Source organism: Streptomyces sp. DH10, from assembly GCF_029813805.1.
In the GTDB taxonomy this organism is placed as follows: Bacteria; Actinomycetota; Actinomycetes; order Streptomycetales; family Streptomycetaceae; genus Streptomyces; species Streptomyces coeruleofuscus.
In genome coordinates this window covers 425,223-439,354 of the sequence record NZ_JARVKU010000005.1, presented here as the reverse complement: position 1 = coordinate 439,354, position 14,132 = coordinate 425,223, and the positions used below count along the sequence as shown (strand labels likewise).

Below are 14,132 nucleotides of genomic sequence, written 5' to 3'. Positions count from 1 at the left end.
ATGTCGGTGAAGGCTCTGCGGATCGTGTGGCGCGTCACGGCGCTCAACTTCCGCGCGCAGATGGAGTACCGCACGGAGTTCCTGCTGATGATCGCGATCGGGGCGATCTGGCAGGTGTCGGTGATCGTGTTCGCCACGGTGCTGCTGTCCCGGTTCGCCGGGATGGGCGGCTGGGACAGCTCGGACGTGCTGCTGATCCCGGCGACCCGCATGCTGGCGCACGGTCTGTTCGTGCTGTTCCTGGGGCGGATGCACTGGGCCGGCCGGCAGATCCAGGAAGGCCGGGTCGACATCTACCTGATGCGCCCGATGCCGGTCCACCGGCAGATGCAGCTGGCCTTCTTCCCCACCAACGCCATCGGGGACCTCACGGTCGCGGCCGGTCTGATGGTGGGGGCGCTGTCCCGCAGCGAGCTGGACTGGACGGCGGGCCGCATCACGTATCTGATCGCGGCCGTGCTCGGCGGCATGCTCCTGGAGGCGGCCCTGTTCACGGTCGTGGCCAGCGCTGCCCTGCGCTTCCCGGCCGCCGACCAATGGGGCCGCTGGCTGGAGGAACTCCTCGGCACGTTCGGCAGCTACCCGCTGAACGTCCTCCCCAAGGCGGTGGGCGGCCTCCTGACCTACGGGCTGCCGCTCGCGTTCGTCGCCTACTTCCCGGCGGCGGTCCTGACCGGCCACGGCCACACCACCGGCGTGCCGTACTGGCTGGCGGCGGCGTCACCGCTGCTCGGGCTGCTGGGGTACGTGGGATCCCGGCTGCTGTGGCGGTGGAGTCTGCGGCACTACAGCGGGGTCAACGGCTGAGGTTCCGGTCCGGTCCGCGGGGTCGACGGGCAGATCGCGGCCCGACCCGCGGATCGGGGTGAACAGGGCGGTCACGGCGAGCAGGACGCAGGTGGCTCCGGCGGCCAGGGCCACCGGGGTCGTTCCCTGTTCCTCGGCGGCCCAGGTCAGCACGGCCGCGCCGATCGGTGCCGCCGCGTACTGAAGCGTCCAGAAGGCGGAGGTGACGCGGCCCAGGAGGTGCTCGGGGGTGACCTCCTGGCGCAGCGACATCGAGCAGGTGCCCGCCATGCCGGCGCAGGCGAGGAACGCGGCGCTCAGGGCCGCGACGACCGGCACGTCACGGGCCCAGCCGAGACCCGCGAAGGCCAGCCCGCACACCGCGACCGAGCCGGTCCACGTCGGGCCGAAGCCGAGGCGGCGACGGAACCGGGCCACGAGCAGGGCACCGGTGATGGTGCCGAGCGCGCCGACCGCCATGACGGTGCCGACCGTGCCGTCGTCATGGCCGAGATCGTGCTTGAGGTGGTAGATGACCAGGTCGTTCAGGCCGAGGGTGAGGAAGCTGAAAACGAACAGCAGGGCGGTGAGCGAGCGCAGCACGGGGTGGCCGTAGAGGAAGGCGACGCCGGTGCGCAGGTCCTGCCACAGGCCGGTGCGCTCGCCCTTGCGCTGCCCCGGCCCCTCGTCCGGTGCGCGCCTGCGGAACCGTACGAAGAACAGGCACGCGGCCGACACACCGAAGCTGGCCGCGTCCACTCCGACCGCCGCGGCCGGGCCGGACCAGGCGGCGACCACTCCCGCGCACAGCGGCCCGAGGACGCCCGCGGCGGCGGCCGTCGCGTTCAACCGGCCGTTGGCCTCGGTGAGTTGCCCGGTGCCGACCAGGCCCCGCACGACCGTGACGTAGCCGACCGCGAACAGCATGCCGACGGCCTCGCACAACGGCAGCACCACGTACAGCAGCCAGATCTGCGGGCCGAACAGCCACACCAGCGGGACCACCCCGTACAGCCCCATGCGTACGAGGTCGCAGGCGATGAGCAGCCGGCGCCGGTCCACCCGGTCCACCACGGCCCCGGCGAACACCGCCGCCACGACCGAGGCCGCCCCGCCCACCGCCGTCAGCAGACCCATCCGCGCGACCGAACCCGTGGCCTCCAGCACCAGCAGCGGCAGGGCGATCAGCGCGAAGGAGTCGCCGAGCACGGAGAGGGTCTGCGCGGCCCAGAAGATGCCGAAGTCACGCTGCCGCCACAGCGGGCGGGTGCCGGGTAAGCCCTCGTCGGCGACGTCCTCGCGCCGCGCCGCCCCGTGCGTCATGCCGTGCCCCTCCCGTGTCCCCGCTCCCCTGCCCCCGGCACCTTACGGCTCCCCGCGGCGACCGAGGAATACCGCACCCACCCGCATCCCGATGCCCGCGAACGCGCGCGAAAACCGATACCGGTGGGCGGTGCGGACGGAGTAGCGTCCGGACCGTGAGCTGATCTCTCCCGCGGTGTCCCGGACACCGCAGACGCGAACCCGACCCGTACCCCTGACGTTCCGCGGGGAGAGATCATCATGCACATCACCTTGGGCGACACTCCTGACGACACCCTGGCCGCCTTCATTCCACGGGCCGCCGCCGATCCCGGCGTCGCCGGGCTGGTGCTCAGCGGTTCCCGGGTCCACGAGGGCATGCCGACGGTCCACTCCGACTACGACCTGCACGTGATCCTCATAGACCAGCAGTCATCACCGCTCGCCGAGCTGGACTGGTTCCGCTCCGCCCATCTGGACCTCGTGGTCATTGCGCTGGCGGAGTTCCGCACGCGCGGCATGCCCGGCCGCCCGGACAGCTTCGCGCGCTACTCCTACGTCCACGCCGAGGTGCTGCTCGACCGGCTCGACGGGACCATCGCCCGGATCCTCGACGAGAAGCGGACGCTGGGCGAAACCGAGGCCCGGGCCGCCGTCGACGGCTGGCTCGACGCGTACGTCAACCAGACCTACCGCTCCCTGAAGAGCTACCGCGACGGCCGCCCCGCCATGGGCCATCTGGATGCCGCCGAGTCCGTCCCCTACGCCCTGGAGGTGCTCTTCGCCCTGCACCGCCGCGTCCGGCCCTACAACAAGTACCTCCGGTGGGAGCTGGAGCGGCAGCCGCTGGGCGAGCCCCGGTGGGAGGCGGGCCGGCTCCTGCCGGTCCTCCGCCGCATTCTGGCCGACGGCGACCCGCCCACCCAGCGCGCCCTCTTCACGGACATCGAGGAAGGGGCGCGCCGTGCCGGTCACGACCGGGTCCTCGACTCCTGAGGCGAGGACCTGAGGCTGCTGCGCCGGACCTGACCGGGCGTCAGTGGTCCGCGCAGCACGGGGTCGGGTCGGGGACCTCGAAGGGGACGAGGGTGCCGCCCGCGGCGGGCATGGCGGTCAGGACGAGTGCGCCGTCCTGCCACTGCGGGCGCACGTGGTCCCGTGTCGTCAGCGGCGTGCCGGGGCCGGGCGGGTCCGGAGTGCCGAGGACGGTCACGCGGTCGATCGCCGACCTGGCCAGCACGTCCGCGACCGTCAGGGTGCCGGTGAGCGAGGTGACGCCCGGGTAGAGCACCGCCCGCCCCCCCCGGGTCCGGTACGCCGGGCAGCACCTCGTGGCCCAGGCCCGTGAGCCGCTCCAGGGCGGTGCGCCGGAGCGGCTCGGAGGGCAGGGCGAGCGACAGGACCACGCGGGGGCGTTCGCCGCGCACCAGGTGGGTGCAGCCGAACACGTCCTCGGGGAGGGTGAGTTCGGCCGCCAGGGCGTGCAGCAGGTGGTCGGCCGCGCGCAACTCCCTGACTCCCGCGTCGACGGTGAGGGTGTACGGCGTCACGAGGGCAGGACCCACACGGGGTTGGAGTAGAACCACAGGTCGCGCCACGGGTCCGCGTCGCCGACGACGTCGAGGGCCGGGCCGGCCGGGTCGACGGCCGCGCCCATCGCGCCGACGGCGGACCGGTTGCCGTCGGTGCCGCGCAGCCGGAGGTACACGGGCCGTTCCACGCGGCCGAGTTCGAAGGTGAGGCGGATGACGCCGGTGGCCTTGCCGACGTCGTAGGCCTTGACGACCTTCGCGGTCGGGGCGGTGAAGGTGTCCCGGTCGGCGACCGGGCCCGTCACATCGCCCTGGATGACATCGACGCGGGCCAGCTCGGGGACGAATCCGGCCCAGTTGGGGCCGCCGGCCGGGGCGACGTCGACGGTCAGCGTGACCTTCGTGCCCTTCTTGACGTGGAGTGCGCCGCCGAGCGTGGCCCAGCGGCCGCCGCCCGTCACGCGCACGTCGAGGGCGCTGACGAGCTGCCCGTGGTCGACCCAGATGCGGCCGGCGCGGATGCCGTCCATGACGGCGGCGTACGAGAAGCCGTCGGCGCCCACGTGGGTACGGCTGTACTGGCCGGGCCAGTAGTCGCCCTGGGTGAGGTCGATCTTCCCGCCGTAGACCGGGTCGGTGTGCTTGCCGCCCGCCGCGTAGTCGCTGTCGGGGCCGCCGCGCACGGCGGTGTCGGCGTAGACCTGGTGGGAGTCGGAGTTGGCGGTGATCCACCAGGGCTTGCCCTCGGCGAGGAGGCTGTCCCACAGGCCGCCGACGGTGGCGGTCATCCAGTCGAACCCGCCCCAGGTGCGGTAGCTCTCCGGCGGGTAGCCGGGGAAGGAGTTGGCGCTGGGGTTGTTGTCGTAGATGCCGCGGGCGCGGGCCATGCCGAGCGGCGCGGGCAGGCCGGCGGCCTGGTGGCCGGGGGCGCCCTCGAAGCCGACGGCGATCCGGCGCCGGGTGCCGGTCGCGTCGCGCCAGGCGCGGATCTCGTGCGGGGAGTCGACGCCGCGCCGCGCCGGGTGGTTGGCGAGCATCAGCGCGTCCTTGACCTTGCGCCTCCTGACCTGGTCGGCGAGGAAGTTCAGGCCGGCGACGGCGAGTGCCTCGTTGGCGGGCGTGGAGTCGGAGGCGCCCTTGACGCTGCCGTCGTAGTCGGTCTCGAACTGCTTGAGGACGGCGACCTCGTTCCTGCCGGGGTGCACGAAGACCGTGCCGTGCTCGGCGGCCGGGATGTTCCACTCCAGGCCCTGGAAGACGAGGGTGTCCCCGTGGGCGTCGCGGGCCTCGCGGATGTCGGGGTTGACCTTCTCGACGCCGATCCTCGCGTGCGTGGCGTTGCCGTGGTCGGTGATGACCAGCCAGTCCATGCCGTGCCTGGCGCCCTGGCGGACCTGGTCGACGACGCGGTACTTGCCGTCGTTGCTGTACTGGGTGTGGATGTGGTGGTCGCCGGCGAGCCAGAGGAAGCCGTCCCTGCGGCGGCCGGTGGACGAGGCGGCGGCGGAAGAGGCCGCGGCGGGCGTCGCCGGAGCGAGGACGCTCCCGGCCGCCAGGCCCGCGCCGAGCAGACCGGCGCGGCGCAGCAGCGAGCGGCGCGAGCGCTGCTCGGGGGTGAGGGCCTCTTCGGGTACGGAGGTGTCGAAGGCGGCGGGCAGGTCCGGCGCGGCCTCGTGCGCGTGGTCGTGGCCGTGGTGGTGATGGCCGTGTGCGTGCCCGTGTCCCATGAAGCGCCTCCTGTGTGCCGCCGGCTTCCGCGGCTGCCTTCCGCGGCGCGTGACCGGCCGCGTGTGGAGGATCGGGGCACAATGTGAACGTTGAACGACCGAGGGATGATCGGCGGGCGACCCCGGAGCGGCGGATCACCTCGTCTTTCACTGTTTCCCCAACTGACCTTGTCAGCCACACTGGTTGCCACCAAATCTGAGCACCGTTCATGTTCCGCTCCGCCTCCCCCCTGACCGGAGACACCCCCACCATGAGACGACTCCTCGGCGCCCTCGCCGCTGCCGCCCTGACCCTCACCGGACTGACCGCGACCTCCGCGACGCCCGCCGCCGCCGCGGAATCCGGCACCTTCAACGTGCTGACGTACAACATCGCGGGCCTCCCCCTCGGGCTCGGCGACAGCGACCCCGAGGCCAACACCCCGCTGATCGGGCAGCGCCTCGGCCCGTACGACATCGTGAACGTCCAGGAGGACTTCAACTACCACGCCTCGCTGTACGCCAACGACAAGCACCCCCACCGCACGGCGACCAGTGGCGGCGCGGCCTTCGGTGACGGCCTCAACACCCTCTCGGACCACCCCTTCGAGGACTTCCAGCGGGTCAGGTGGAACAGCTGCACCGGCACCAACTGTCTGACTCCCAAGGGTTTTTCGCTGGCACGGGTGAGGGTCGCGGAGGGCGCCTTCGTGGACCTGTACAACGTCCACACCAACGCCGACTCGACCGACGACGCGCTGGCCGCACGCCGGGCCAACGTCGAGCAGCTCTCCGACTTCATCCAGGCCAACTCGGCGGGCAACGCGGTGATCGTCATGGGGGACACGAACACGCGGTACACCCGCACCGGCGACAACATCCGCACCCTGCTGTCCGAGAACGGCCTGACGGACGCGTGGGTGAAGCTCGTGAAGGGCGGTACGCCCCCGGCCCAGGGCAGCGACGCGCTGGTCTGTGACCAAGCGGCGCCGACGAACGACTGCGAGGTCGTCGACAAGGTCCTGTACCGGGGCAGCGAGCTGCTGACGCTCACCGCGACCCGCTACGCCAACGACTGGAAAGCCTTCCTCCGCTCGGACGGCAAGCACCTCTCCGACCACTTCCCGCACGCGGTCGACTTCTCCTACACGCTCAACTCGTCCCTGCGCGCGAGCGACTTCTTCGGCGGCCCGCACGGCACGGCCTTCAACGACGCGGACGACCTGCCGGCGACCCCCGCTCCCCGCACCCTCACCCTGCGCGGCGCCAACCGCCTGGACGCGGTGTCCCTGACCCACGACGGCGGTACGACTCTGACCCACGGCGGCACGGGCGGCACGGCGACCTCGCTGACACTGGCCTCGGGCGAGCACCTGACCTCGGTGAAGCTGACGCAGGGCCAGAAGGACGGCCGCACCCGGATCTTCTCGGTGTCCTTCACCACGGACAGGAACCGCACCCTGTCCGCCGGCACGGCCACGTCCGCCGCGAAGACCTTCACGGCTCCGTCAGGCTGGCAGATCGTGGGCTTCACGGGTCGCGCGGGCGGGGAGATCGACAAGCTGGGGGTGATTTACGGGCCGATCCGCTGACCCCGTACTACGCTCTTCCCTCATGCCCAGAGCCGGCCTCACCCCCGACCGCCTCGTCGCCGCCGCGGCCGACCTCGCCGACGAGGCCGGCCTGGACCACGTCACCCTCTCCGCCCTGGCCCGCCGCTTCGGGGTGAAGGACGCGAGCCTGTACACCCACGTCCGCAACCTCAGGGACCTGCGCACGCGGATGGCCCTCCTCGCGGGCGGCGAGATGATCGACCGGATCGCGGCGGCGGTCGAAGGGCGGGAGGCCGGCCGGGACACGCTCGGGGCCTTCGCCGGCGCCTACCGGGCCTACGCCCTGGAGCACCCCGGCCGGTACGCGGCGACACAGATCCGGATCGACCAGGACCTGGTCGCGGACTCCCCCGCGATGCGCCGCACGGCCGACGTCACCTACGGCATGCTCCGCGCCTACGGCCTGGAGGAACCCGACCTCACGGACGCCGTGCGCCTGCTGCGCAGCACCTTCCACGGCTACTGCGCCCTGGAGTCCACCGGCGCCTTCGGCGCGCCCCGTGACGTGCAGGCGTCCTGGGACAGGGCGATCGACGCCCTGCACGTACTGCTGGAGAGCTGGCCCCGCGAACAGAGGACGACCGATGCGTGACACAGCAGACTCCATAGCGCGGACCTACGCCCTCGGCACCGGGCCCTGGACCATGACACCGGTCACCCGGGGCGCACTGGGCCAGATCTGGAAGCTCACCGGAAACGGGTCCTCGTGGGCCGTGAAGGAGCTCCTCTTCGGCTGCGACGAGGCCCAGGTCCGCCGCGAGGCCGCGCTCCGGGACTCCGCAGCGGACCTGGGCATCGCCTCGCCCCGTCTCCACCCCGACCGCAGGGGCGCGCACGTCTCCCGCCCCGGCTCCCCGGCCGGGTCCTGGGTGAAGCTGTACGACTGGATCGACGGCACCCGGGCGGACGCGTCCGATCCGGACGTCCTGGACTGGTTCGGCCGGACCATGGCGCTGCTGCACCAGGCCGGCGAGGGCGCCGCCGAGACGCCGGACGACTGGTACGAGCGGTGTCCTGACGAGGCCGGCTGGGAGGACGTCCTCAAGAAGGTGCGGGACGCCGGTCTGCCGTGGGCGGACGAGCTGGGCCGGTTCGTCACCATGTCCGCGCCCCGGCTGGCGCACTGGGTGACACCGTCGGCCCCCGACGACCTGGTGACCTCGCACCTGGACCTCCAGCCCCAGAACGTCCTGATCGGCGCGGACGGGCCGGTCCTCCTCGACTGGGACAACGCCGGGCCGGTCTCGGCGGAACGGGAGTTCGCGCGGGCCGTGTACGTGTGGTCGGGCCGCAACGAGGTGGACATCGCGTCCGCCCGGCGTCTGGCCCGGGCCTACCGGGATGCCGGGGGCCGGGCCGTGGTCACGGGCCCGGAGTCGTTCTCGATGCTCTTCGCCACGGACCTGAACTACATCCATGTGCAGGCGGAGACGGCCGTCGATCCCGCCGTGACCGCCGCGCAGCGCGAGTTCGCGGGCGAGCAGGTCCTCACCTGCCTGCGCGCCCTGCCGGACCTCGCTGCCGTGTCGCTGCTGGTCGCCGCGCTCGACACCTAGCCGCCCTCGACACCTGACGGAACGACCTGCGGAAGGATCTGCGGAGCGACAACCTGCGGGGCGATCTACGGAGCGACCTGACGGGCCACTTCCTCGTACGACGGAGTCGGCCCCGCCGGCGTCCGGCCGGCCCGGATCTCCGCCGCCGCCTCCAGGGCCGCGCCCAGCGCCCGCCGGTACAGCAGCGAGCCGAGGCTGATCCGGCGTGCGCCGGCCTCGGCGAGGCGGGGGACGGAGGGGCCGTCCGGCGAGTAGAGGACGTTGAGGGGGGCGTGGAGGCGGCGCACCAGGGTGGCGATCTGCCGCAGGTCGGTGAGGCCGGGGACGAACAGGCCGTCCGCGCCCGCCTGTCGGTAGGCGTCGAGCCGTGCGAACGTGTCGGTGACGTCGCCGTCACCGAGCCAGTGGGTATCGGTGCGGGCGTTGACGAAGAGGCCGGGGACGGCCTCCTTGACCGCGGTGATCTTCGCCGCATGCAGGCCGGCGGGCCCGAGTCCGTCCTCCAGGTTGATGCCGACGACTCCCACGGCGTACAGCTCGCGCGCGAACTCCGCCACCTCGTCCGGGTCCTCGCTGAAGCCGCCCTCGGCGTCGACGGACACCAGGAACGGCTCCGAGCCGAGGGCGATGGCCAGCCGGAGCGTCTCCTCCCGGGTCGCGGCCTCGCCGTCGGGCAGTCCCGCGGCCGCGGCGACGCCCAGGCTCGTCGTCGCGACCGCCCGGAACCCCTGCCCCGCGAGGGCCCGGGCGGACGCGCAGTCCCAGGCGTTGGGCAGCAGGAGCGGCTCGTCGGCGTGGTGAAGGCCGGCGAAGGCGGTGGCCGCCCCGGCGTGCCGTGGCTGCTTCGGGTGAGCGGTCATGGGGCCACGCTAGGCGCGGATCACTTCGGCGCCGACCGAACCACGGCCGACGGGAGACCGTCTCGGCGCCCCACCCGCCTCAAGCCGTGAGCGGCGCCACCTCGACTCCCGAACCGTCCACCAGGACCCGGGCCCCGTCCCCGTCGCGCCAGCGGACCTCGACCGCCCCTGTCCCGTCCACCCGCACGGAGACCAGCTCCGCCAGCGGGACCGGGTCCGGCTCGCCCGTCAGCCGGGCCAGGGCGACGAACAGCGTGGCGCCGTCCCCGGTGACGCCGGTGAGTGCGTCGTCGAGGCCGGCCGCGGGCAGGAGTTCGGCCCGCAGGCCCTCCCCCGCCGGCCAGCCGGTGACCCGTACCGGCGTCCCGGGCTCCGCGCCCGTCACCAGGTGCGCCCGTACCTCCGCCGCCCCGTGCGCCAGCACCACGCTCGTCACCCGGGCTCCTGCGCCCGCCGTGTGCCGCGAGGCCACCCATCCCTCGCCGACGCCCAGCGGTTCGATCCCGGTGCGGCTCGGGTCGTTGCCGACGAGCACGCTGTTGTCGCAGGAGGGCGACGGGGCCGTCACGGTCGAGTAGGCCAGGCGCGTGTAGTACGGGTCGTAGCGGACGTCCTCGCTGCCGTGGTTGTGGAGGCGGACCACACCGTCGGAACGGGTGGACTGGAGCAGCCAGTTGGGAGGACCGACGGGGGTGACGGCGTTCGCCCGCTCGACCGGGGCGGGTTCCTCCGCCGCCGTCCACACCTCGTGGCCGGGCGGCAGGAGCAGGCCGAGGAAGCCCTTGCTCGCCCAGTACGGGGAGGCCGGGCCCGAGTAGCCCTGGAGGACGGACTCGTCGGGGCCGTGCCAGCCCAGGGACAGCAGGCCCCGGTCGTCCACCGCGCCCCGGTCGAGGAAGTAGCGCAGGGCACCGGAGGCCAGGCGCCGGGTCTCGCCCGGGGAGAGCGGCGTACGGCCGGTCAGGGCGCCCAGCCACAGCGGTGCCGTCGTCGCGAAGCGGTAGGTGAGGGAACGGCCTTGGTGCATGGGGGCGCCGTCGCCGCCGAACAGGCGGGCGTAGTCGGAGAGATGGCGTTCCAGACGTGTCCCGTACAGCTCCAGCAGGCGCTCGTCCCGTTCCAGCCAGGCGTGCAGCACCGGGTAGAGGTGCATGGCCCAGCCGTTGTAGTAGTCGAACTTGCGGCCGTCGCCGTCGGTGTACCAGCCGTCGCCCAGGTACCACTGCTCGATGCGCTCCAGTCCGCGGTCGATCGCCGCGCGGGACGCGTCCGGCTCGTGGCCTATCTCGGCGAGGAAGCCGCCCACCGTGACCGGGAACAGCTCCCAGTTGCAGGGCCAGGCCTCGGCGGTGAGCGCGTCGCCGAGCCAGGCGGCCGCCCGCTGCCGTACGCCGTCGTCCAGCCGGTCCCACAGCAGCTCCCGCGTCAGGCGCAGGGCGAGTGCGATCGACGCTGCCTCCACCAGGGGCTGGCTGCGGTCCTCGATGCGGGGCCAGACGCCCGAGACTCCGGCGGCCAGCCCGTCGGCGTAGCGCTCCAGGGCCTTCTCGTCGCGGCGGAAGGCGGCCAGCAGAAGGGTGCGGGCGTAGCCCTCCAGGCCGTCGGAGAGGCGGCCCGACCAGCTGGTCCGCTCGCCGGGCAGGTGGTACAGAGCGCGGTCCTCGGTCGCGTAGGGCTCGACGGCGGTGAGCAGGGCGTCGGCCGCCGTCTCCCAGTGGGCGCGGGTGTAGCCGGTGTAAGCGGAGGCCGTGCGGTCGGCGGGCGGAAGCTGCATCGTGTCTCTTTCGTGCTGGGACAGGTCGGAAACAGTTGAACCTGGAGCGCCCCGGTTCCGGTCGGGGCGCCCCAGGGGTTCATCCCACCCGCACCTTGCCCTTCGGCACCAGATGCCGGGTGACGAGTTCGTCGCGGACCAGGCCCGCGTAGGCCGTGGCACCGCGCACGGAGGTGTGCGTGTTGTCCCGCGCCTCGTTGGAGAGGTACAGGGCCTTGGAACCCTCCACGCCCAGGGACTCGACGAGCGCCTTCGTCTTCGCCGTGAGGTCGATCAGCGGGACGTCCCGCTCGGCCGCGACGGAGCGTGTGACCGCCGGGTGGTCGACGCCCAGGCCGTTGACCAGGAGCGCGGTTCCGTTGTTCAGCGTGCCGTCGGGGTTGAACCAGCGCCGCACGATGGGAGTGACAAGGACCGGCTGTCCGCCCCGCTCCCGGACTCCCGCCACCAGGGTCTCCAGGTTGGCCCGGTAGGTGGTCTCGTCCGTGGTCTTGTCGTTGTGGGCGAGCTGGACGAGGACCAGGTCACCGGGGCGGATCAGGGGCCGTACGGTGGCCCACAGCCGCGGGTTCCCCAGAAACGTGACCGTACTCTCGCCCGAATCGGCGTAGTTGGCGACGGACAGGCCCTTGCCGAGGTACTGGGGCAACTGCTGGCCCCAGCCGGAGTACGGGTCGCCGGGCTGGTCGCAGACGGTGGAGTCGCCGATCAGGAAGATCTGGCGCGCGTGCCGGGCCGGGGTGACCTTGATGCCGGCCAGCGCGGGGGCGGAGCCGCCGATCCGCAGGTCGAGGCCGGGGGTTCCGTCGGGGCCGGTGGGCTCGCCCTCGGGGGTGCGGACGTTCACGGTGAAGCTGCGGGTGACGCGCTCGCCCGCCGGTGCGGCCGTCTCCGGCAGCAGGGACCGGCGAGTCTCACCGCTGACGCTCGTGGCGGACGCGGTCTTCCCGCCGAGCACGACCCGCACGTCGTACGTGCCGGGCGGGACGTCGAAGTGGCAGGCGTCGGCGGTGCACTGCGCCAGGCCCGGTCGTCCGCCGGCCTCGCCCGCGTGGGCGGGTACGGCGGACAGGGCGGTGCTCAGCGTCACAGCCGCCAGCACGGCCATGTTGAAACGTCTCACTCGCAGCTCCTCCGTCACGGCGACAGACCTGGCGGCTGAACGTATCGCCTCCGGCAAGCGCTTTCTAGCCCTCGGCTCGATTTGGCAAAGATGCTCCCTCCAAGCGGGTGAAAGCCCTTTCGCGAAATCGATTCAACTGCCACTGTCACTCTCGCTCTTCCCACCACCCCCACTCCCCCCACCACCTCCCGAAGGAGGCCCCATGCCCGGATTCGCGAACAGACCGGTCCGCCGCCGCGCCTTCGTCCTCGGCGCCACCGCCGCCGCCGGTGCGGCCCTCACCGGCAGGGCGCACGCAGCCGGCTTCGGCTGGCGCGACGACGGCTCCACCTACGTCGTCGACACCGGCGCCCAACTGGTCTTCAAGGTGAGCAAGTCCACCGGCGACCTGACGTCCCTGGTCTACCGGGGCACGGAGTACCAGGGCTACGGCGGCATGAACTCGCACATCGAGTCCGGCCTCGGCGCGTCCACCGTGAGCATCAGGCAGTCCGGCTCGACGATCCTCGTCTCCGTCACGCACGGCACGCTCAGGCACTACTACGCGGCCCGCAGCGGCGAGAACAACGTCTACCTGTGGACGTACAAGGCCGACACCTCCGTCTCCGCCACCCGGTACATCGTGCGCGTGAAGAAGGGCGCCTTCCTCAACGACGAGCCCGACTCGTACACGTACGCGCCCACCGCCATCGAGGCCTCGGACGTGTTCCGGAAGTCCGACGGGCAGACGCGCTCCAAGCACTACTCCAAGCGGCGCGTCATGGACTACGACCACATCGGCTGGTCCGCGGGCGGCGTCGGTCTGTGGATGGTGCGCAGCAACCACGAGAAGGCCTCCGGCGGCCCGTTCTACCGCTCCCTGCTGCGCCACCAGAGCGCGGACGGCGGCGGCCTGTACGAGATCCTGTACTACGGCCAGAACCAGACCGAGGACCAGCGGTTCGGTCTCCAGGGCCCGTACGTCATCGCCTTCACGGACGGCGGGGCGCCCTCCTCCGCGCTGTTCCCGGGCACGCTGACCACGCCGTGGGCCGACTCGCTCGGCATCCCCGGGTACGTGCCGGCGAGCGGCCGGGGCAAGGTCGCGGGCGTCGGGATGTCCGGGCGGAACACGGCGTACCCGTACACGGTCGGGCTGGCCAACGCGGCGGCGCAGTACTGGGGTTCGGCGCGTTCCTCGGACGGCTACTTCTCCGTCCCGGGTGTGCTGCCGGGCACGTACACTCTGACCGTCTTCAAGGGCGAACTGGCGGTGTACACCACGTCGGTGAGCGTGTCGGCGGGCGGCACGACCACCCTCAACACGATCGCGATCCCGTCTTCCAACGACCCGTCCAACGCGAGCGCGATCTGGCGGATCGGCGACTGGAACGGCACGCCGGGCGGGTTCAAGAACGCGGACCTGATGACGTACGCGCATCCGTCCGACGCGCGGGCCGCGTCCTGGACCGGGAACGTCGTCATCGGAAACGGCGAGACATCGGCCTTCCCCTGCTACCTCTGGAAGGACGTCAACAGCGGGATCCTGGTCTACTTCCGGCTGACGGCGGCCCAGGCGGCCGCCGCGCACACCCTGCGGATCGGGGTGACGACGGCGTACGCCAACGGCCGCCCGCAGGTGACGGTCAACGACGCCTGGACGTCCGCCGTCCCCTCCCCGCCCACCCAGCCGAACACCCGGTCGCTGACCAACGGTTCGTACCGCGGCAACAACCACACGTTCTCGTACAGCGTCCCGGCGTCCGCCTGGAAGACGGACCCGAGCCAGTACAACGTGCTCAGGATCGACGTGGTGAGCGGGTCGGGGGCGACCGGCTTCCTCAGTGCGGGGACGGCGATCGACGCGATCGACCTGCTGACGTAGCGGCTGTCACGCGGTT

Annotated in this window: 13 protein-coding genes; 7 read left to right on the top strand and 6 right to left on the bottom strand. The window is 72.3% G+C overall.

The window, feature by feature from the left end; all coding sequences use genetic code 11:
* Positions 1-807 (top strand): ABC transporter permease, encoded by an 807-nt coding sequence (locus QC385_RS13750; RefSeq protein ID WP_279541583.1) that lies wholly within the window; start codon positions 1-3, stop codon positions 805-807.
* Here QC385_RS13750 and QC385_RS13745 read toward each other — a convergent pair.
* On the bottom strand, positions 721-2,109 hold the full coding sequence (locus QC385_RS13745; protein ID WP_279541582.1) for an MFS transporter: 1,389 nt from the start codon (positions 2,107-2,109) through the stop codon (positions 721-723). The genes QC385_RS13750 and QC385_RS13745 overlap by 87 nt on opposite strands.
* A 240-nt stretch (positions 2,110-2,349) precedes the next feature.
* On the opposite strand from QC385_RS13745, the gene QC385_RS13740 reads away from it, so the two are divergent.
* Complete coding sequence (locus tag QC385_RS13740; RefSeq protein WP_279541581.1) at positions 2,350-3,084, top strand: hypothetical protein; 735 nt, start codon at positions 2,350-2,352, stop codon at positions 3,082-3,084.
* 40 nt (positions 3,085-3,124) lie between these two features.
* Here the strand turns inward: QC385_RS13740 and QC385_RS13735 are convergent, their stop codons facing one another.
* Positions 3,125-3,379, bottom strand: coding sequence for a hypothetical protein (locus QC385_RS13735; RefSeq protein WP_279541580.1), 255 nt, complete (start codon positions 3,377-3,379; stop codon positions 3,125-3,127).
* 40 nt (positions 3,380-3,419) lie between these two features.
* Between QC385_RS13735 and QC385_RS13730 the strand changes: the two genes are divergently transcribed.
* Positions 3,420-3,668: a hypothetical protein gene (locus QC385_RS13730; protein WP_279541579.1), complete on the top strand. Its 249-nt coding sequence runs from the start codon at positions 3,420-3,422 to the stop codon at positions 3,666-3,668.
* Here the strand turns inward: QC385_RS13730 and QC385_RS13725 are convergent.
* Entirely contained in the window at positions 3,635-5,347 is a 1,713-nt protein-coding gene (locus QC385_RS13725) for a PHP domain-containing protein (protein ID WP_279541578.1), read from the bottom strand. The genes QC385_RS13730 and QC385_RS13725 overlap by 34 nt on opposite strands.
* A gap of 251 nt (positions 5,348-5,598) precedes the next feature.
* On the opposite strand from QC385_RS13725, the gene QC385_RS13720 reads away from it, so the two are divergent.
* Genes QC385_RS13720 through QC385_RS13710 form a run of 3 tightly spaced genes read left to right on the top strand, consistent with a single transcriptional unit; the run spans position 5,599 to position 8,495 of the window.
* Positions 5,599-6,918: a jacalin-like lectin gene (locus tag QC385_RS13720; protein WP_279541577.1), complete on the top strand. Its 1,320-nt coding sequence runs from the start codon at positions 5,599-5,601 to the stop codon at positions 6,916-6,918.
* Between the two features lie 22 nt (positions 6,919-6,940).
* Positions 6,941-7,531, top strand: coding sequence for a TetR/AcrR family transcriptional regulator (locus QC385_RS13715; protein ID WP_279541576.1), 591 nt, complete (start codon positions 6,941-6,943; stop codon positions 7,529-7,531).
* Positions 7,524-8,495, top strand: coding sequence for an aminoglycoside phosphotransferase family protein (locus QC385_RS13710; protein ID WP_279541575.1), 972 nt, complete (start codon positions 7,524-7,526; stop codon positions 8,493-8,495). Before QC385_RS13715 ends, QC385_RS13710 begins: the two co-directional genes overlap by 8 nt.
* 65 nt (positions 8,496-8,560) lie before the next feature.
* On the opposite strand, the gene QC385_RS13705 is transcribed toward QC385_RS13710, so the two are convergent.
* From QC385_RS13705 to QC385_RS13695, 3 genes are all read right to left on the bottom strand, one after another.
* Entirely contained in the window at positions 8,561-9,355 is a 795-nt protein-coding gene (locus tag QC385_RS13705) for an isocitrate lyase/PEP mutase family protein (RefSeq protein WP_279541574.1), read from the bottom strand.
* A gap of 79 nt (positions 9,356-9,434) precedes the next feature.
* Entirely contained in the window at positions 9,435-11,129 is a 1,695-nt protein-coding gene (locus tag QC385_RS13700) for a DUF2264 domain-containing protein (protein WP_279541573.1), read from the bottom strand.
* Positions 11,130-11,208: 79 nt separating this feature from the next.
* On the bottom strand, positions 11,209-12,252 hold the full coding sequence (locus tag QC385_RS13695) for a rhamnogalacturonan acetylesterase (protein WP_279541572.1): 1,044 nt from the start codon (positions 12,250-12,252) through the stop codon (positions 11,209-11,211).
* Positions 12,253-12,454: 202 nt separating this feature from the next.
* Here QC385_RS13695 and QC385_RS13690 point away from each other — a divergent pair, with 202 nt between their 5' ends.
* Entirely contained in the window at positions 12,455-14,116 is a 1,662-nt protein-coding gene (locus tag QC385_RS13690) for a rhamnogalacturonan lyase B N-terminal domain-containing protein (protein WP_279541571.1), read from the top strand.
* Positions 14,117-14,132: the final 16 nt, after the last annotated feature.

What these genes read in the sequence shown, in the direction of transcription:
- QC385_RS13750 (WP_279541583.1), top strand. Translation starts at nt 1, where the DNA reads ATGTCGGTGAAGGCTCTGCGGATCGTGTGGCGCGTCACGGCGCTCAAC.
- QC385_RS13745 (WP_279541582.1), bottom strand. Translation starts at nt 2,109, where the DNA reads ATGACGCACGGGGCGGCGCGGCGCGAGGACGTCGCCGACGAGGGCTTA.
- QC385_RS13740 (WP_279541581.1), top strand. Translation starts at nt 2,350, where the DNA reads ATGCACATCACCTTGGGCGACACTCCTGACGACACCCTGGCCGCCTTC.
- QC385_RS13725 (WP_279541578.1), bottom strand. Translation starts at nt 5,347, where the DNA reads ATGGGACACGGGCACGCACACGGCCATCACCACCACGGCCACGACCAC.
- QC385_RS13720 (WP_279541577.1), top strand. Translation starts at nt 5,599, where the DNA reads ATGAGACGACTCCTCGGCGCCCTCGCCGCTGCCGCCCTGACCCTCACC.
- QC385_RS13715 (WP_279541576.1), top strand. Translation starts at nt 6,941, where the DNA reads ATGCCCAGAGCCGGCCTCACCCCCGACCGCCTCGTCGCCGCCGCGGCC.
- QC385_RS13710 (WP_279541575.1), top strand. Translation starts at nt 7,524, where the DNA reads ATGCGTGACACAGCAGACTCCATAGCGCGGACCTACGCCCTCGGCACC.
- QC385_RS13705 (WP_279541574.1), bottom strand. Translation starts at nt 9,355, where the DNA reads ATGACCGCTCACCCGAAGCAGCCACGGCACGCCGGGGCGGCCACCGCC.
- QC385_RS13700 (WP_279541573.1), bottom strand. Translation starts at nt 11,129, where the DNA reads ATGCAGCTTCCGCCCGCCGACCGCACGGCCTCCGCTTACACCGGCTAC.
- QC385_RS13690 (WP_279541571.1), top strand. Translation starts at nt 12,455, where the DNA reads ATGCCCGGATTCGCGAACAGACCGGTCCGCCGCCGCGCCTTCGTCCTC.